This window comes from Lapidilactobacillus wuchangensis (assembly GCF_003946645.1).
Lineage (GTDB): Bacteria > Bacillota > Bacilli > Lactobacillales > Lactobacillaceae > Lapidilactobacillus > Lapidilactobacillus wuchangensis.
Map to the genome: position 1 here is coordinate 94,781 of NZ_RHOU01000002.1, position 17,135 is coordinate 111,915.

Sequence of the window (17,135 nt, forward strand, 5' to 3'; positions counted from 1 at the left end):
ACTTAATTTGAATTGTCATAACAACCATATAGTGCCCAAAACTAAGCCTGCTTGACAGTTTCTAGTATTTTATCCAGAAAAATTGTTAAACAGGCCTAGTTAGTTTCTGCAATCTGTTCTTCTAAATTAGTGGTGCTGGATTCTGTTAGTTTAACTAGGCAGGGGCTGAGCGATTGGCGTCAGCTGTGAAATTATTCTTAGCGATTTATCGCTTAGAATAAGCCTCGAATTTGAAACAATTTGGTTTGGAATTGGTTCAAATCGACGGCCACAGCGTTCCACGCCCCCTGCCGTTACTAGTTAAGGAGCGACTAGTAATTAAATGTTGGTGTAATTGTCGCTTCAAGAATTGGTGTGTAGTAACGTTGATAACCTTCGGCGTTCAAATGAGTCCCATCACCACCATCATGAGGATGATCACCACTATTATAAGAATAAAGTTGCGCCATTTCCGGAATAAAAGTATTGATTTGGCCGCCATGATATAAATCAATCACTGGGATACCCCACTTGCCACAAATGGCAGCAGCAGTTGCTTGAACCTGATCTTGGCGCGCTAGTGGGATTGAAGGCATATGATGCACCCCAACGAAATAAACCGGCGTTAGTGGGTAACGTTCGCGCAAACGGGTCAAAGCTAATTCAAAACAGCCACAGTAAGTGTTGGCGTCAAAACTAGCTTTTTTAAAATCACCGGCAATTTCGCCTAGGGGATGCAATTGATCAACATAAGAAATCGCATCATTCGTTGTCCCGTCAAAAATAATTAAGTCTGGAGCTGTCGCCGGTGCCTGATTGATCTGGGTGACTAAATCTGGCACATGATTGTCGCTAGACCAAGTATGGTCAGATGGCTGGGTGGGAATAACCGTGGCCCCATTAGCTGCAAAATTGTGGAAATCTAGTTGATGGCGTTGAGCAAAATCATCTAACATGCCAATATGTAATTCATGACCAAAAATTAAAGAATCGCCAAAACCGTAAAGTACTTTGTGTTGTAATCGCTCCATTAAACAATAAACCTTCTTCTAATCAGTATTCTCCTAGTATAAGGCGCTTTCAAAAAGATGGCAAACCGAAAAAGAGTGTGGGAGCAGCTGCTGCTCCTCACACGTTTAAGAAAATGTAGTATGAAAAGCAGTGGCTTCAATTACATATCAAAAATTTAATTATTGTCGAAAGTGTCGCGACGGTGTACGATTTTGAATAAACAAATCAAAGAAGGCATTAGCTGATGGTTAATAGTCGAATTTTTACAGTGAAAGATGCTGATGCAGTGGCCGCGTTGGTTGCTCATACCTTGCGTGTCACCAATCGTCACGATTATCCTGCCGAATATATTGAAAATGATGTACAGCGATTGACGGCGGCTTATTTTATTAAGAAAGCCCAAGCCACTCATTTTTATGTTTTCTATCAGGAACAACAATTAGTTGGCGTTGGAGCAATTGGCCCTTATTGGGATAAAACCGATGAAATGAGCCTATTCAATATTTTTGTTGCCCCAGAAGCACAAGGTCTGGGAATTGGTCGGCAAATTATGCAAACACTGGAAAATGACACCTATTTCAAGCAAGCTAAAAGAATTGAAATACCGGCTTCAATTACGGCGCTGAAATTTTATCAGAAATTCGGTTATCAGTTTAAATCGGGTCATGAACAACCAGACGAAGAACAGCTGTATCGTTTAGAAAAATGGCGTAAATAAAATGAATACGCTTTTTTATCATTAGAGTATGGTTAAACTAATATAAAATTCTGTAATAACATATTACTTTTATGCTACAATAAAGTTAAGTTAAGTATGCCAAAAAGCTGATGCTAATTTAGCGAATGATTAGTGTTTAATAATTATTGTGGGGACTAAATTTAACCAAAGCCGGACTGATTAACTGAGTTTAATTATTGGGGCGATTGTAATATGAGTAATGGTTATAAAATTAGACAACGCTGGATTTATATGGCAGTTGTGTTGATCACCGTGATCAGCCAATTCCTATATTTGCCAGCTTCTTTTGTTGCTGCGGCGACAAGTTCAGGCAATCCGGCACCGGTTTCTGGTTTGACCAGTGCTGATGCTAAAGATGTGAATGGTCAACCACTAGATACGAGCAATTGGACCACTGAAAATAAAGATTCGGTTGTTTATGATTGGTCAATTGCTGATGGGGTACCAGTTAATGATGGCGATTATGCCACCTTGACTTTGCCCAATAATGTTACCTTCCAGGAGGATTACTCATTTGCCATTACTGATAATGGCACAGTTGTGGGTAACTTTACTGCCAAAAAGGGTGATCAAACTGGTACGTTAGTTTTTAATGATATCTTTTCAAAGCTCAATGAAGGTCGCAATGGTCAGCTAAAGTTCTCGATTGCTGGCACCAAAACACCTGATGGTACGTCTGGTGGTAGTGCTGACACGCTGTTAAGCAAAGCTGGCTGGGGTGACCCCACAAGTGAAACAAAGGGCGTTTATAAAAAGGTCCAATGGCAACTGGCAGTTAATTCTAAGCAACAAACACTTTCTAACGTTAAAATTGTTGATACAATTGATACCACTATTCAAACTTTAGACGAAGATTCAATTTCTGTGACTAACCAGACAACTAAGGAACCCTTAGTTGAAGGCACTGATTATTCGATCAGTATTAGTGGTAACGTGCTTACTTTTCAATGGTTGCACGATACACTGGCCGATAATTTGAATATCCTGTATACGACCACGATCACCAGTGATGCCTATCTTAATTTAGGTTCGCCAATTACATTAACGAACAGCGCGGTGCTAACAGGTAACAAAGCGACGCCTGATGGTGGTCAGGCAGTGATTGTTGATTCTGATAATCGTAATGCTACCGGAGTGGTAAACCTCGGAGCCAGTGGTTCAGCCGGCGGTAACCAAGGTCAAACGACAATTGATGGTCAGAAAACTTGGGCCGATAACAATAATAATGATGGTAAGCGCCCAACCGAAATTACGGTTCAATTATGGGGCGACAAAGATGGTAACGGCACTGATGATTTAGTTGATCAGCAAACAGTTACGGCATCTGCTTCAGGAGATGCCAACACTTGGTCATATGAGTTTAAAGATGAACCTAAGTATGATTCAACCAAAGGAAAATTAATTCAGTATCATGTCGCTGAAGCTAATTTGCCGGCGGGATACACGAGTGTAGCTGATGGAATGAATCTGACCAATACCTATCAAGATGCCGTCACCACGATCAGCGGTCAAAAGACTTGGAATGATGCCAATAATCAAGATGGCAAACGTCCTGAAAAAATTTCTGTTCACTTATTAGCTGATGGCACCCAAGTTGGCACCAAAACGGTGACCGCCGCTGACGACTGGAAATATACTTTTGCTGATCAACCAGTCTATCATGCTGGTAAAGAGATTAAGTATACAGTGTCTGAAGATAAGGTGGATGACTACACTAGTACTATCAACGGCTACGATATTACCAATAGTTACACGCCTGAAACAACTACAGTCAGTGGGCAAAAGATTTGGAACGATGCTGATAATCAAGATGGCCAGCGCCCCGACCAGATTACCGTTCACTTATTAGCTGATGGTCAGCAAGTCGGAACTAAAGTAGTGACTGCTCAAGATAATTGGCAGTATAGTTTTACTAATTTGCCGCTGAACAAAGCGGGGAAGGCAATCGCTTATACGGTAGCTGAAGATGCTGTTGACGGGTATACGACGTCGATAGCTAAGGGCAGTAACGATATTACTAACACCCACACACCGGCAACCACAGCCATCACTGGCACTAAAACTTGGCAAGATAATAATGACCAGGCTCATCAACGGCCAGAGTCAATTATTGTTAATTTAGTGGCTGATGGCGTGACCATTGCCAGTGAGAAAGTTACCGCTAAAGATAACTGGCAATACAGTTTTGATCCGCTGCCAGTTTATCAAAATGGACAGAAGATTGTTTATACGGTTACAGAAGATGCGGTGACTAATTATCAGACTGAAATTACCGGCTTTGACATTAGTAACACTTACTTGCCGAAGACACCTAATGTGCCAGTCACACCAACTGAACCGAAACAACCACAGACGATCACACCACAAACACCAGTTTTACCAACTGTTCCCAAAAATGCTAAAACAGTTGCCACAAACCGCGTTCAAGCAAAAACAAAGCCATTGGCAACCAAGCAACGAGCTTTACCACAAGCTGGTGAAGTAACGAATCAATTAGCAGTTGTCTTAGGTGTTTTCTTAATTATTCTCGGTGGCTGTACTTTATTACGGCGCGTGGAATGGTCAAATTAAATGCTTTTTTCAGTCAGAAGCGCCTGTGAATGAGGTTGATAAACAGAACTGGTTTTGACGCCACTCCTGGCTTGCTGGCTGTGAAACTAACCAACTAAAATAAGATGAATTAAATTTAATACCAGCTTGACCGCTGTTTTAGGTCGAGCTGGTATTTTTATTTGGTTCGCAAATTCTTGGTTGAATTTGGTACAAACTAAGTAGCAATTAGTCACTTTCCCGCGAAAGGCGATTTTCTGCTGGTGAATCGACGGTAGTGAGCTTGTGATTCATGCTAGAATATAACTAAATTTTGAAGCCATGAATAATTAAAAAATTATTTAACGGCCGATGAAAATCAAAGTTATTGGGGAGATTCATTTGAAAAATATGCAGGAAATTAGCAAGCGTCATTGGTTTTATGTATTGGTAGTCATGGTGACACTGATCAGCCAATTTCTGTATTTACCGACTTATTTTTTGTCGGCGGCAACGCGAGCTGGTCAAGAAATTACGGTTGACGGCTTAGGTAGTTTAGACGCAAAAGACAGTCAAGGCCGGCCGATTGATGCCAGTGATTGGACGATTTGGAATAGCGAGAATATCAATTATCATTGGCAAATTGCTGATGGTTTAGCAATTAATGATGGCGACTATGCCACTTTGAATTTGCCAGCTGGTACCGCTTTTCAACAGAATTATCAAGTTGAGATTACTGATCCAGACGGTAATGTGGTCGGTACCTTTATTGGTCGTCAAGGTGAAAGTAGCGGTCAAATTGTTTTTAATGATTATTACAGCACACATACTGAAGAGCGTCATGGTGATTTGAATTTTACAATCAAAGGCACTAAAGCTGGTGAAGAACCGCCAATCGACGGAGATGACCTCTATATTTTGAAGGCGGGTTGGGCGCTGGATGAGTTGAATGAAGCTGGTTATCACACTAAGGCGCAATGGCAAATTCTGATTAATAGTCAAGGGGACACTTTAAATAATGTGACTGTGATCGACACTTTGGACACGTCCAACCAAACTTTGGACCTTGATTCAATTCGTGTTGAGTATCAGGGTTCTAATCAGCCAGTGCCTCCAGAAAACTATACAATCGAAACTGATGGCGAGACGCTGAAGCTGGTTTGGCATGGGCCAATGACTGAAGCGGTCAATATTTTTTATACGACGACGATTACTGATGAAGATTATTTAACCGCGGGTAAGGATATTTCGCTGAAAAATACGGCCAGTATTACGGCGACACGACCGGGAACTGGTGATGGTGAAGAAACGAATATTGACCAGAATACTGAAAACAGTACTTCATCTGCACAAGTTGATTTAGGTGCGAAAGGCAATGCCAACGGTCAAGTTGGTGTGACTACAATTTCCGGTCAGAAAAGTTGGGCCGATGCTGATGATCAAGATGGATTACGACCTGACAAAATTGTGGTCGAGTTGTATGCCAATCAAGTTAAAGTTGATGCCCAAGTAGTGACGGCCACGAATAATTGGCAATATCGTTTTAGCAACAAGCCCAAATATAGTCAAGGCCAGTTGATCAATTACACAGTCAAGGAAGCCCAAGTACCGGCTGGTTATCAAAGCGTTATTTCTGGAACGAACATCACCAACGTTCATGTACCTGAATTAATCACCATTGCGGGTACGAAAACCTGGCAAGATCAAGCTGATGCAGCCGGCAAACGGCCAACCAAAATTGAAGTGCAGTTATTGGCTAACGGCGAATTGATCAAGAGTCAAATGGTTAATGCGACTGAGAATTGGCAATATCAATTTACAGGTTTACCAAAGTATCAAGCAGGCCAACAAATTAAATATGAGATTGCTGAAACAGCCGTCCCTGATTATCAAACCACGGTCAACGGCTATGATTTAGTGAACACGTTGGTTGATAGTGGTGGCAAAGGTAATCTAATTAAACAGCCACCAGTTAATCAAAAACCAGAAAAACCAGCGACCAAGCAGCAGCCACTTTTGCCACAAACCGGCGAAACTATTCAACGATTCATGAGTACCTATGCAATTTTACTGCTCGCCTTAGGAGCAACAACGTTACTGAGCCGGTATTTAAAACGACGCTCGAGATGAGTTGAACTGTGACATGAGTCTGAAACAGAATTGTGTCTGACTCCATTCCGGGCTGCTTGGCGTGGAACGCGGCCGGCATTGATTTGAGCTTATTGCTAGCGCAACAATCTCAAATACAAGCCTTGTTCTAAGCGGCATAGCCACTAAGAACAATTTGGCGGCTGACAACCATGCCCTCCATTCCGTCTGGAGTTGATTTAGTTCACCCTATCTTTGCTAGTATTTAAGGGCAGTCTAGTAAGATCGTGCCAGATTTCAACTTATGTTACAGCCTGTAATTAGCTATTCATGACAATCATTAGTCCACCACTTAAACTAACAAAGTTAATCGCCACTGTTTAGAAGGGTGAAACTTGCCACCAATAAAGCCTGATTGACAGTTCTAGTGCAACTAGAAACTGTCAATCAGGCTATTTTTAACCACTATTCAACTATGACCACAATTGAAATTTAGCTCATTAATCCCGCCATAATTGTCTTAACCACTCGCAGTAATTGAGTGTGCAAATTCAACTCCAGACGGAATGGAGGGATCTTGGCGTCAGCCGCCAAATTATTGTTAGTGCTTTAGCACTTACAATAAGACCTGTATTGGAGACTTTTGGAAAAAAGCTTCAATCAGTGTCGGCCGCGTTCCACGCCAAGCAGCCCGGAATGCAGTCAGACTCAATTCTGTTTTAAATCCCGCACAAGTTTTTAATTATTCATCAGCGGTGGCTATGTTCAAGACAAGAACCGGTCAAAATAGCATTCCGCGGTTATTCGGCCTTACCAGCTTGTCGCTGTGACCATTTTGTGGTTAATTTTTGCAGCAGAACGAAGATTAAAATAATCAGCAGAAAAACTGGCGCTAGATTGGCCGGGAAAAACAAGGCAATGAAGATGCTAGGAAAGATTGGCGATTTCAAAACGCAAGTTGCCACACTGGCTGCCACAACGGCGACAATCAATAAACTATCGAAGCCCGGCAGTAAATGGGCCCAGCCAAAGCCGAGCAAGATAGCTGCAAAGGTGATTGGGAAAATATCGCCGCCAACCCAACCGGTTTTTAAACAAAGTTGCAGGAAGACTAATTTGAGAATTGCTGCTAAGAATAAGGTGCTGGCAGCTTGGTGGGCGCTAAATTGTGGCACCAAACTGAGAAATGGTTGCCCTGAGAAAAGTAACCGCGGCACCACACTAGCAAAAATGAAAATAATTCCCGCACCAATTAAAGCTTTGCTACGTACCTTGCTGGCAAAATGTTGACTAAGTCGTTGCAAACCAGTGCTAAATCGTTGATAGAGCCAGCCAAACAATAATCCAAAAATAATCGCGGGAATGATCAACCATAGTTCTGACCATTGCCAGCGCGATTGGCCCATTTTCGTAATGAAGGTGGGCTGTTTAGTTAGCCGCATGAGAATCATAAAGGTCGTTAAGCCATTGATCAACAATAACGTGTATAGCAATTCTTTGGCTGTTTTGCGATTCGCTTGTTTGGCTAAATCGGCCTGATAAGTTTGGCGATATTTGACAGGGTGCAGGCGCATTAACCAACTCTTGGCAAATCCCGCAGCTTTAAATTCAGCCTGATGAAAATATTGATACCGTAATTTATCAGCTTGCCAAACAGATAAGGCAATTACGGCACTGAGTAACGCTGCTTCTGGGCCAACACCAGCACCGAAAATTAAAATCACCGTTGCGGTGGCTAAATGTTTAAAAATATTTTGATAACGAACGGTTTGCGTTTGTTTAAACTCGGCCATGGTGGTCTGGGTGGTATTTGGTAAATCACCCCAGACCTGATGAATTTGGCCGACCAATAAACCGCCAATTAAGCAAATTAGCAATTCGACTAGTAAGTATAAATTTGGACCCAATAATTGGGGTAAGTCGCCCCAAATAAGCTGGGTTAGCTGTTCTTCAATAATTAAGAATAAGAACGAAATTAATGCAATCACACTGCTAAAAAGTAAACCAGAGATAACTAATTGACTGGCACGATGGAATTTCATTTGATCACCACTTATGAATTAATAAATTCAATCTTAACAATTAACGCCGCGGTGTCAAGTTAGCAATCATTAGCGCCAAGCTACAAATAATAACTGATCCCACCTAACAGTCCGGCCAGTAAAATTAACAGTAGTGGATTTAAATGCCAACGCAGGTCAGCGGTAGCAACGAAGATAATAATGATCAAGCTCAACCAGTCAGCTTGATAATTTGACCAGTCGGTAATAGTCGTGACGTTGCCGACCATGGTGAGCATTAACAAGGCCGCAATTGCGAGAATTAAGCCAACCGCCGCCGACTTAATGCCCTTGAGCAACGCCGGAACTTGCCAATGATCATTCAGTCTTGCTTCGAAATGAGTGTATAGCGGCACAATAATTAATGATGGCACACAAACAGCTAGAGTGGCTGCTAAGGCCGTACCAAAGCCACCATACAGTTGGCCCACGTAAGTTGCGGAATTAATCGCGATCGGGCCGGGAATCAAACCGTCTAAAGCATTCAGGTCAGCAAATTGTTGCACAGTTAAACCGAAATGGGCGGCTTCAGAAAAGATCAGCGACAACATGGCATAACCGCCACCGAAACCTAAGAAGCCAATTTTAAGAAAAGCCAAGGTGATTGCTAGCATGATCAATCACGCTCCTTTTGTTGGCGGCTACCAAGCAGTAGTCCTACGCTTGCTGCCAAAATAATGAGGCTCGGCGCACTAAGTAAGTTAAATAGCGTGCAGCCAAAGCAAATCAGAGCTAATAGAATTGACCCAACATCGCGTAAATTGTAACGGGCTAAAGTAAAGGCAGCACTAAATAATAGGCCAGCCGAGGCTGCACGAATCCCGGTTAAGATATTTAAAATTAGACCAGTTTGTGGCAGCTGCTGGTAGAGTGCTGTTGCAGCCGACATTAAGACAAAGGCCGGTAAAATTGCACCGAGGCCAGCCACAAACATGCCACTAGTCCCATTAATTTTTTTGCCGACGAAACACGCATTCGTCAGCGCGATAACCCCGGGAAAAGTTTGGGCCAAAGTAGTGTATTCATAAAGATCTTGTTGACTGATCAAATGTGATTTCTGACAAAGCTCACGTTCAATGACGGGTAACATGGCCATGCCACCTGAAAAAGTAAAGGTGCCCGCCAATAAATAAACTTTAAAAAGACGCCAATTAGTTTGCATGATTTCACCCCTTAACCTTAGTATAGTGGTCGCTAGCATTGACTAAAAATACATCTTTAGTATACTGGCCATAACTAAACAGTTATGAGGTGACAGCATGAATATTCGCCAACTGGAAATCTTTACCACGGTGGCGGCAACCGGTTCAATGACAAAGGCGGCGCAACAATTATTTCTGAGTCAACCAGCAATTTCTAAAACAATTCGCGAATTGGAACAAAGTATTGGTGTGAGCTTATTTGATCGGATTGATAATCGCTTATCCTTAAATAATGCTGGCCGGCAATTTCGAATCCGAGCGACGAGACTGTTGACAGAATTTAATGAATTGGCCCAATATGGCCATTCTGACCAAGCACAGCGGATTCCACTACGATTGGGGACCAGTTTAACGATTGGCCAAGAATTATTGCCAACAGCCTTAAAGCACTTTCGCCAGCAACATCCCCAAACGCCTCTAACGTGTTACGCTGAAAATGTCCAACAAATTAAAAATCGTCTGCTAAGTGGCGAAATTGATCTGGCATTAATTGAAGGTTACGAAGCGAGTCAGTCTTTTCAAGCCGAACCGCTATCACAGTACGAATTATTAATCGTGGCTGCTCCAGATTTCTTGCCAACAACGCGGCTAACTAAGCAGCAATTATTGACGGTACCTTTTTTATTACGAGAACCTGGCAGTACTTTGCGTGATATTTTTGGGATGGCAACTCGTCAGTTAGGCGTCGAAGTGGTTCCCATGCTGGAAAGTGTTAACACACAAGTCTTGATCCAAGCCGCTCTCGCCGGTTTAGGCGTCACCATTTTGCCGACGCCCTTGGCCCAACCTTATTTGCAAGCAGGTCAATTAGTGCGCTTAATTTTACCTGGTCAACATTTAACCACGACCAATTACGTGGTAACTTTGAAAAACAGTCCTTTACGTGAATTACAGCAGGAATTGGTCGACTGTTTTAAAGCGATGGCAGGAAAATAAAAGGCAACCCGGGAAAATTGTGGTCGCTCCTAGGCCTTGTTGCTGTTAGTTGTTTCCGTGACGTTACAAGTTAGATTTTTAAAATGATTTTAAGTAAGATGGTTCGTCATTTTTGTAGTGGTTAAGCTTTTAATTACGATTGAAAAAGGGTGGGTAAATGTCAGCAACGCAAAAAATCTATTTAATGGGCACCGTCATCACCGTGACCATCGACCATCCTCAGGCCGAACAACTTTTAGCGGAAGTTGAACGACGTCTACGGATTTACGAACATCGTTTCAGCGCTAACGATCCCACTTCAGAATTGATGAGGTTGGCCACTAATGCTGGTCGATGCTGGACGGTGGTTAACTCAGAACTCTATGATTTAATTGCACTAGGTAAAACATACAGTTTATTGCCCAACAGTAATTTAAATATTGCCTTGGGTCCGTTAGTGCAGCAATGGCGAATTGGGTTCGACGACGCTCATGTCCCGACAGATGCGGCTATTAAACAGGCGCTGACTTTAACTGATCCCCATCAAATCGAATTGGATCAGCAACGGCAGGCAATTTATCTTACGACGCCGGGGATGACCCTTGATTTAGGCTCTTTAGCAAAAGGCTATATTGCTGACTTACTAGCTACTTATTTGCGTCAACAGCATGTTCAGCGGGCGTTACTCAATCTAGGCGGCAATGTCGTGGCATTGACGGATTCTGCTGATGGTGACCAGTCAACACCTTGGCAGATTGGGCTGCGTGATCCGCAAGGTGATCAAAGCCAACTTTTAGGGACAGTGGCCTTGAGCAACCAATCTTTAGTGACATCGGGTATTTATGAACGCCAATTGCAGGTCAATGGACATCGTTATCATCATATTTTTGACAAGCGGACTGGTTATCCAATCGTGACTGATCTGGCGAGTGTTAGTATTAAGTCGCCTCAATCAGTTGACGGCGAGTTGTGGACGACGATGTTGTTTGGTAAAAGTGCCAGCGATATTTTAGGAATTGTTGCTGCAATGCCGGGCATAGAGTGCTGTTTAGTCAGCCAGACTGGCCAAATTTATCAGTCAGCACATTTTGGGCTGGTACAAAATTCTGATTGAAACTTATTACGGCAACGCTTACAATATAATAGTAAACTAATAAGTGAGCACACTCATATCAAAGGAGTTAAATCATGGAAAACTTTGTTGCTATTGTCGGTACGAATTCAGTTGCCTCAACTAATCGCCAGTTATTACAGTTCATGCAACGTCATTTCGCCGACCAAGCCAAAATTGAATTGATTGAAATTGCAGATTTGCCAATGTTTGACAAGCCCGCCGATAAGAAATTGCCGCCATTAGTCCAAACGATTGATGCCAAGATCATGGCTAGTGATGGCGTGATTATTAGTACGCCTGAATACGATCATTCAGTGCCAGCAAGTTTATCCAATGCTTTAGCTTGGTTTTCTTATGGTGAGCATCCTTTCGTGGACAAACCAGTGATGATCACGGGAGCTTCATACGGCTCGCTAGGGTCTTCTAGAGCCCAGTCACATTTACGCCAGATTCTTGATGCACCAGAATTACGCGCGCGGATCATGCCTAGCTCAGAATTCTTATTAGGGCATTCTTTAACGGCCTTTGATGAGCAAGGTAATCTAAAAGACCAACAGCAGGTTGCTAAATTGGCCGGTCTATTCGCTGACTTCTTGGACTTTGTTAAGTTAACCAATCAATTAGTGCACACTAAAAAAATCAATCAACAAGAAGTTCAAAACTTTTCTTGGGATAAAATTTAATTGAGGTGATCATAATGAAACTTGTTGGCATTGTGGGTTCGAATTCAGATCAATCTTATAACCGACTATTGATGAAATATATTGCCGTTCATAACGGCGATTTGTTTGACTTAGAAATTTTAGATACCAAGGATATTCCTTTATTTAATCAAAGTAATGACCAAACTGACAGTGGTCCGATTCAGTTTATGAAACGTAAAATTGAACAGGCTGACGGGGTGATTATTGCCACGCCGGAACATAATCATACTGTTCCCGCAAATTTAAAAAGTCTGATCGAATGGTTATCTTTTAAAATCCATCCTTTGGATAATAAGCCAGTGCTGATTATTGGTGCTTCTTATTACGACCAAGGTTCTTCTCGGGCCCAATTACATTTGCGGCAAATTATGGAAGCCCCTGGCGTCAATGCCATTGTGATGCCAGGCAACGAATTTTTATTGGCTGAAGTGAAGCAAGCCTTTGATGAGTTTGGCGAGATTAAAGATGCGAAAACAAGCGAATTCTTGCAAGTTACTTTGCGCAAGTTCGTTAAATTTGTTCACGTTGCTAAAGCATTGGAAGAGCCCAAGCCATTGCCTAAAGAAGATCTTAATGCCACTGGTCAGATCGCCACGACGATTCCCGATGTGGATATGCGGGCGGCGGATTGGGTCGAGCAGGCAGCTAAGAAAGTTCAAGCCGTCAGTGGTGATACTTATGTTCAGTTGGATCGTGGTATTCTGACCGTTGATCAAATTAATTATTTGTTGTCATCAATGCCAATGGAACTCACGTATGCTGACAGCAACAATGAATTTTTATATTATAATGCTGGTAAGGAACAGGCCGGAACTTTGGCTGGCCGTCGACCAGATCAAGTCGGCAATCCCTTAATTGTTTGCCATCCGGCGAAGGCTTTAAAAAATGTCGAGTGGGTCTTACAACAATTACGTGCGGGCAAGCAAGATGTGATTCGCATTCACGTGCCCAAACATGGCCCTGATAAATATGTGGTGCATAGTTATCAGGCGATGCACGATGACCAACAGCGTTATGTGGGGCTGAATGAATATGTCATGGATATTAAACCGGTAATTGATTGGTACTTACAACAAACCAAGCAGCAATTAGTCGGAACGACATCAACTACGGCGGCAGTCGCCAGTGCTTCTGTTAAGAGCGAGCCTGTCAGCAATGATGCTGTTGCCAGTGCCTCAGTTAAAAATGAGGCCGCAACTACCACACCAGCAAAGGCCGATGGGGTGGCCAGCGCGTCAGTTAAACCTTAATCAGGGCAATAAAAAAGTTTTGACAATGATTATTGTCAAAACTTTTTTTGTTGTTTTTTTATTGTTATGAAGTGGAACTAATAAGGAAATTAGCCCTAATCAAATGGCCACCAAACACTTAATTAAGCCAGGACAATGACCAGAATGGTACTAAAGATGTTTAGAAAAATAGGGACGGCTAAATTATGAGTGCGAAGATAACTGAGGGCGAATAGCCAGCCCAAGGACATTTGAATGAAAGCAGGCATAAAGAAAGGCTGAAATTGTAACACCGCATAAAGTGCGCCACTAATCAGAACCGCTAAAACAATATTTAAAGGCGTTTCGGCTCGGAAGAAATAGTTGTTGAAGAAACCAGCGACTAAGTATTGCTGAATGATTGGTGTAATGATGCCGGCGATTAATAAGTAAAGCCAAAAGCCACCATCTTTAAATTCAAATCTAGTAATTAAATGACTGAATTCTGGCATTTGATTTTGTGCCTGGAGCCAAGCAATTAATAAATTTAAGCCGCCCACAGCTAAGACCATCACTAGGAAAAAGCCGAAGCAATTTTCAAAAACATCGCTGAGATGGTTTAAGGGATGAGCGAAATAACGCTTTTCAAGATTAAACTGCCGCACGAAAAAGGTTAAAGTTAACGCGGCAATACAGAAAAAGAGCAAAGTAAAAACACCAGAAATACTGGTTTTCGTGATTGCCATATTTTTAAACCAGCTGGTCAATAAAACCAGCACCAGAAAAATGGCATATCGAATTAAGTTACCAGTGCGTGACGCGGGACTTTTCATCATTGTAATACTCCCCAACTATTATAAACTCAATAAAATCATACAATAATTAGGGAAATAATGCGACTTAAAACTTTACTAAGATTGAGTCAAATTAATGATGGTGCCGCTTAGTGGCAATTTTATTAATCATTCGTTGTTCGCGATGGTGGTTCACGCGATAGTAAACATAAAGCATACCTAAGGCGATAATGAGAATATTTAATGCCACCATGCTCAGAGGATTAACTGACCATGAGAATGCGCGTAGCAGCTCACGAGTGGCAACAAAACCGTTTAACATTCCCGCCAAAGCAATGTAGCACCAAGCCACGGCTTTATTCAGAAATTGGAAAATTTGATGGTATTCTTCCTGACTGCCAATACTGTCGTGAAGAATTCTAATGCCGCGATGTTTTTCTTTGATCACTTTTAACGGCGGAATTAACCAATACCAAGGTGAAACTGGTGGATACTTGGCATTAGCTTCGGTGAAGCGGCTAATGATTTGTTGTTGTTCTAAGACTTCAAGAACGCCTTGATAAAGTGGAAAGACAAACAATAACCAGACACCAACAAAGGTAAAACAGGCGAATAATTGATCACTCATGTTGCTTGCTCCTTAAATATGACTTCAAAGTAAGCATACAACAAATCGGCATAATCGGTGTACTGCGAAGATTACTTGTTGTTGGCCTCTTGGTCAGATGTGTCGGTTAAGGGCTGTAAACGAACATGATGCACTTCCAGCAAGTTAAATTGTTGATTTCCTAGATAGAAACCTTGGGCCATTAAAGCCGTAACGTACCCTTGATACTCTTGAATTTGCTCACTATCGTTACCGATGGCGTTTAATTGCAGAATAATTGGCAGGTGATGATTGAAAGCCTTTAGAATAAGCTGCGTTAATTCTTCCCGGGATAATTGGGGCTGTTTCGTTGGCTGATAGCGTAGATTCCGGGTGACTTTTTCTAATTGTTGGGTATGATCACTTAAATAAAAGCCCGCCCATTTCATCATGCCACGATCATGATAATCTTTAAAAAATTGCTGCACCGTTTCATCGAAATCACTCATAACTGTTACCACCATTATGACCACCAACTAATCCAGTCCGCTGAATCGCTGTACCGCCACTGAGCAGACTGCTAGCCTTGACGACTGTTTTAAAGCCATAACGCTGTCTTAGATGGTCGACAACGAAATCCTGCTGACGGCGTTGAATTTGACTATGAGGGGTTTCAAAAAAATTCAGTTGTTGACTTTGATCCGGAATTAAATTGCCATAACTAATACCAACGTTGCGAATTGCCTGGCCTTGCCAATGGGCGTGAAAGAGGCCAAGAACTGTTGCGGTTAAATCGTGATTTAAATTGGTGGGGGTAATTTTTGCTTGATGGGAGGAAAAGTGGCGGCCAGTTGTTTCTCGCTGGGCTAGGCCAAGGGATAAGCTGACTAAGCCGGTTTGCAGGTGTCGTTTGCGGATTCGGGCGGCAACTTGTTCAGCAATTTCACGCAGGACGATTTCGATTTCAGCCGGTTTGCTGTAGTTTCGGGGCAGGACCTGCGAATTGCCATAGCTACGACTAACCGGCTGATATTTTTGGGCGATGATACTGCGATCAATCCCCCAAGCAGTGGCGAATAATTGGGCACCAATAACGCCAAGCTGATTTTGAAGCAAATAAGGATCAGTGTGGGCCAGTTGATACATGTTGTGAATGCCCAATTTTTCTAGACGATCAGCCAGATGTTGACCAATGCCCCAAATATCAGTTAGATTTTTGACTTGCCAAATGGTATCGGGCACATTCTGATAATGCCAAGTTGCCAGCATGGCATGGTTGTGTTTGGCTTCAATATCCATGGCCAGTTTAGCTAACAAGGGATTATCACCAAGACCAACCGTCGTGTAGACGCCGACTTCTTGGCGTACGGCTAACTGAATTTTACGAGCAACTTCTTCTGGTGAGCGGCCAAAAAGCCGCCATGATTTGGTCAGATCAAGCATGGACTCGTCAATAGAATAAGCATGTAAATCTTCGCTGGCCACGAAGCGGCGATAAATCGCGTTGATTTCCAGATTTTTTTCAATATATAAATTCATCCGTGGTTGAACTTTGATCAGTCGGGGGTCGTCAGGTAAATCTTTGAAACGGGAAACGTTACTAATGCCGAATAATTTCTTAGCCATTGGTGAAGCGGCCAGCACTAAACCACCGCCACCAGTATTTTCTTCTTGAGAAACTACGACTAAGGCTGCGCGTAAGGGGTTCAATTTCTTTTCGACACATTCAACGCTGGCATAAAACGATTTACTATCGATCATCATGACGGTATGAATTGGCTCACTTTGATAATCAAACATCGTTTTTTCCTCCAATCGCAAACATACGTTCGCATTAATTATAAATTACAACAAACGCCAGCAAATTGCAACCGCCAACCGTAGTAAAATCGTGGTGAAATTTCAGATCCTGGAACTGATGAAAACTTGACAGGTAAATCATTTGCCGTTAAACTAAGCTTATAAATTTTTCCCGAATTAGAAATTGAGGTATTTTAATGAGTGTAGCAGGTATCTAATCAGTAAGTGAATAAGCCAATGAACTAATTGACCTAACAAAGATAGTTTGGTAGGTGGTTTATTTGGCATACTTATGGTGTGATACCTGTCGTAATGCTTATTTAGCTTAATCATTAAAGACATTGGTCGCGGACCAGTGTCTTTTTTTGTGTCTGCTGAAATCTAGCAACGTCGTCAAAAATATTGG

General features: G+C 42.2%; 15 protein-coding genes. 7 read left to right on the forward strand and 8 right to left on the reverse strand.

The features are described from left to right. Window positions 1-311: 311 nt before the first annotated feature. Complete coding sequence (locus EKM82_RS02445) at window positions 312-1,010, reverse strand: SGNH/GDSL hydrolase family protein (protein ID WP_125766742.1); 699 nt, start codon at window positions 1,008-1,010, stop codon at window positions 312-314. A gap of 224 nt (window positions 1,011-1,234) precedes the next feature. Here EKM82_RS02445 and EKM82_RS02450 point away from each other — a divergent pair, with 224 nt between their 5' ends. The 3 genes from EKM82_RS02450 to EKM82_RS02460 all read left to right on the forward strand — a co-directional run bounded on the left by EKM82_RS02450 (window position 1,235) and on the right by EKM82_RS02460 (window position 6,388). After that, the gene (locus EKM82_RS02450) at window positions 1,235-1,708 is read left to right on the forward strand and encodes a GNAT family N-acetyltransferase (protein ID WP_125766743.1); all 474 of its coding nucleotides are present in this window, start codon (window positions 1,235-1,237) and stop codon (window positions 1,706-1,708) included. A gap of 213 nt (window positions 1,709-1,921) precedes the next feature. After that, window positions 1,922-4,300: a Cna B-type domain-containing protein gene (locus tag EKM82_RS02455; RefSeq protein WP_125766744.1), complete on the forward strand. Its 2,379-nt coding sequence runs from the start codon at window positions 1,922-1,924 to the stop codon at window positions 4,298-4,300. 369 nt (window positions 4,301-4,669) lie between these two features. After that, on the forward strand, window positions 4,670-6,388 hold the full coding sequence (locus EKM82_RS02460) for a Cna B-type domain-containing protein (RefSeq protein ID WP_225419648.1): 1,719 nt from the start codon (window positions 4,670-4,672) through the stop codon (window positions 6,386-6,388). Between the two features lie 758 nt (window positions 6,389-7,146). Here EKM82_RS02460 and EKM82_RS02465 read toward each other — a convergent pair. The 3 genes from EKM82_RS02465 to EKM82_RS02475 all read right to left on the reverse strand — a co-directional run bounded on the left by EKM82_RS02465 (window position 7,147) and on the right by EKM82_RS02475 (window position 9,568). Continuing rightward, window positions 7,147-8,388, reverse strand: coding sequence for a chloride channel protein (locus EKM82_RS02465; RefSeq protein WP_125766746.1), 1,242 nt, complete (start codon window positions 8,386-8,388; stop codon window positions 7,147-7,149). A gap of 80 nt (window positions 8,389-8,468) precedes the next feature. After that, window positions 8,469-9,020: a chromate transporter gene (locus EKM82_RS02470; protein ID WP_125766747.1), complete on the reverse strand. Its 552-nt coding sequence runs from the start codon at window positions 9,018-9,020 to the stop codon at window positions 8,469-8,471. 2 nt (window positions 9,021-9,022) lie between these two features. After that, the gene (locus EKM82_RS02475) at window positions 9,023-9,568 is read right to left on the reverse strand and encodes a chromate transporter (protein WP_164508061.1); all 546 of its coding nucleotides are present in this window, start codon (window positions 9,566-9,568) and stop codon (window positions 9,023-9,025) included. A 97-nt stretch (window positions 9,569-9,665) separates the two neighbouring features. Between EKM82_RS02475 and EKM82_RS02480 the strand changes: the two genes are divergently transcribed. The 4 genes from EKM82_RS02480 (at window position 9,666) to EKM82_RS02495 (ending at window position 13,591) form a co-directional block, all read left to right on the forward strand. Beyond that, window positions 9,666-10,544 carry a LysR family transcriptional regulator gene (locus EKM82_RS02480; protein ID WP_125766749.1) on the forward strand — a complete coding sequence of 293 codons (879 nt, stop codon included), beginning with the start codon at window positions 9,666-9,668 and terminating at the stop codon, window positions 10,542-10,544. A gap of 157 nt (window positions 10,545-10,701) precedes the next feature. Further along, window positions 10,702-11,637 carry an FAD:protein FMN transferase gene (locus EKM82_RS02485; protein WP_125766750.1) on the forward strand — a complete coding sequence of 312 codons (936 nt, stop codon included), beginning with the start codon at window positions 10,702-10,704 and terminating at the stop codon, window positions 11,635-11,637. 74 nt (window positions 11,638-11,711) lie between these two features. Further along, entirely contained in the window at window positions 11,712-12,320 is a 609-nt protein-coding gene (locus EKM82_RS02490) for an NADPH-dependent FMN reductase (protein ID WP_125766751.1), read from the forward strand. A gap of 14 nt (window positions 12,321-12,334) precedes the next feature. Continuing rightward, on the forward strand, window positions 12,335-13,591 hold the full coding sequence (locus EKM82_RS02495; protein WP_125766752.1) for an NAD(P)H-dependent oxidoreductase: 1,257 nt from the start codon (window positions 12,335-12,337) through the stop codon (window positions 13,589-13,591). 122 nt (window positions 13,592-13,713) lie between these two features. Here the strand turns inward: EKM82_RS02495 and EKM82_RS02500 are convergent, their stop codons facing one another. The 4 genes from EKM82_RS02500 to EKM82_RS02515 form a co-directional block, all read right to left on the reverse strand. Then, window positions 13,714-14,385, reverse strand: coding sequence for a CPBP family intramembrane glutamic endopeptidase (locus EKM82_RS02500; protein ID WP_125766753.1), 672 nt, complete (start codon window positions 14,383-14,385; stop codon window positions 13,714-13,716). A gap of 91 nt (window positions 14,386-14,476) precedes the next feature. Further along, window positions 14,477-14,971: a hypothetical protein gene (locus tag EKM82_RS02505; RefSeq protein WP_125766754.1), complete on the reverse strand. Its 495-nt coding sequence runs from the start codon at window positions 14,969-14,971 to the stop codon at window positions 14,477-14,479. Window positions 14,972-15,042: 71 nt separating this feature from the next. Then, window positions 15,043-15,438, reverse strand: coding sequence for a hypothetical protein (locus tag EKM82_RS02510; protein ID WP_125766755.1), 396 nt, complete (start codon window positions 15,436-15,438; stop codon window positions 15,043-15,045). Next, window positions 15,431-16,729 carry a Y-family DNA polymerase gene (locus EKM82_RS02515; protein WP_125766756.1) on the reverse strand — a complete coding sequence of 433 codons (1,299 nt, stop codon included), beginning with the start codon at window positions 16,727-16,729 and terminating at the stop codon, window positions 15,431-15,433. Before EKM82_RS02515 ends, EKM82_RS02510 begins: the two co-directional genes overlap by 8 nt. Window positions 16,730-17,135: the final 406 nt, after the last annotated feature.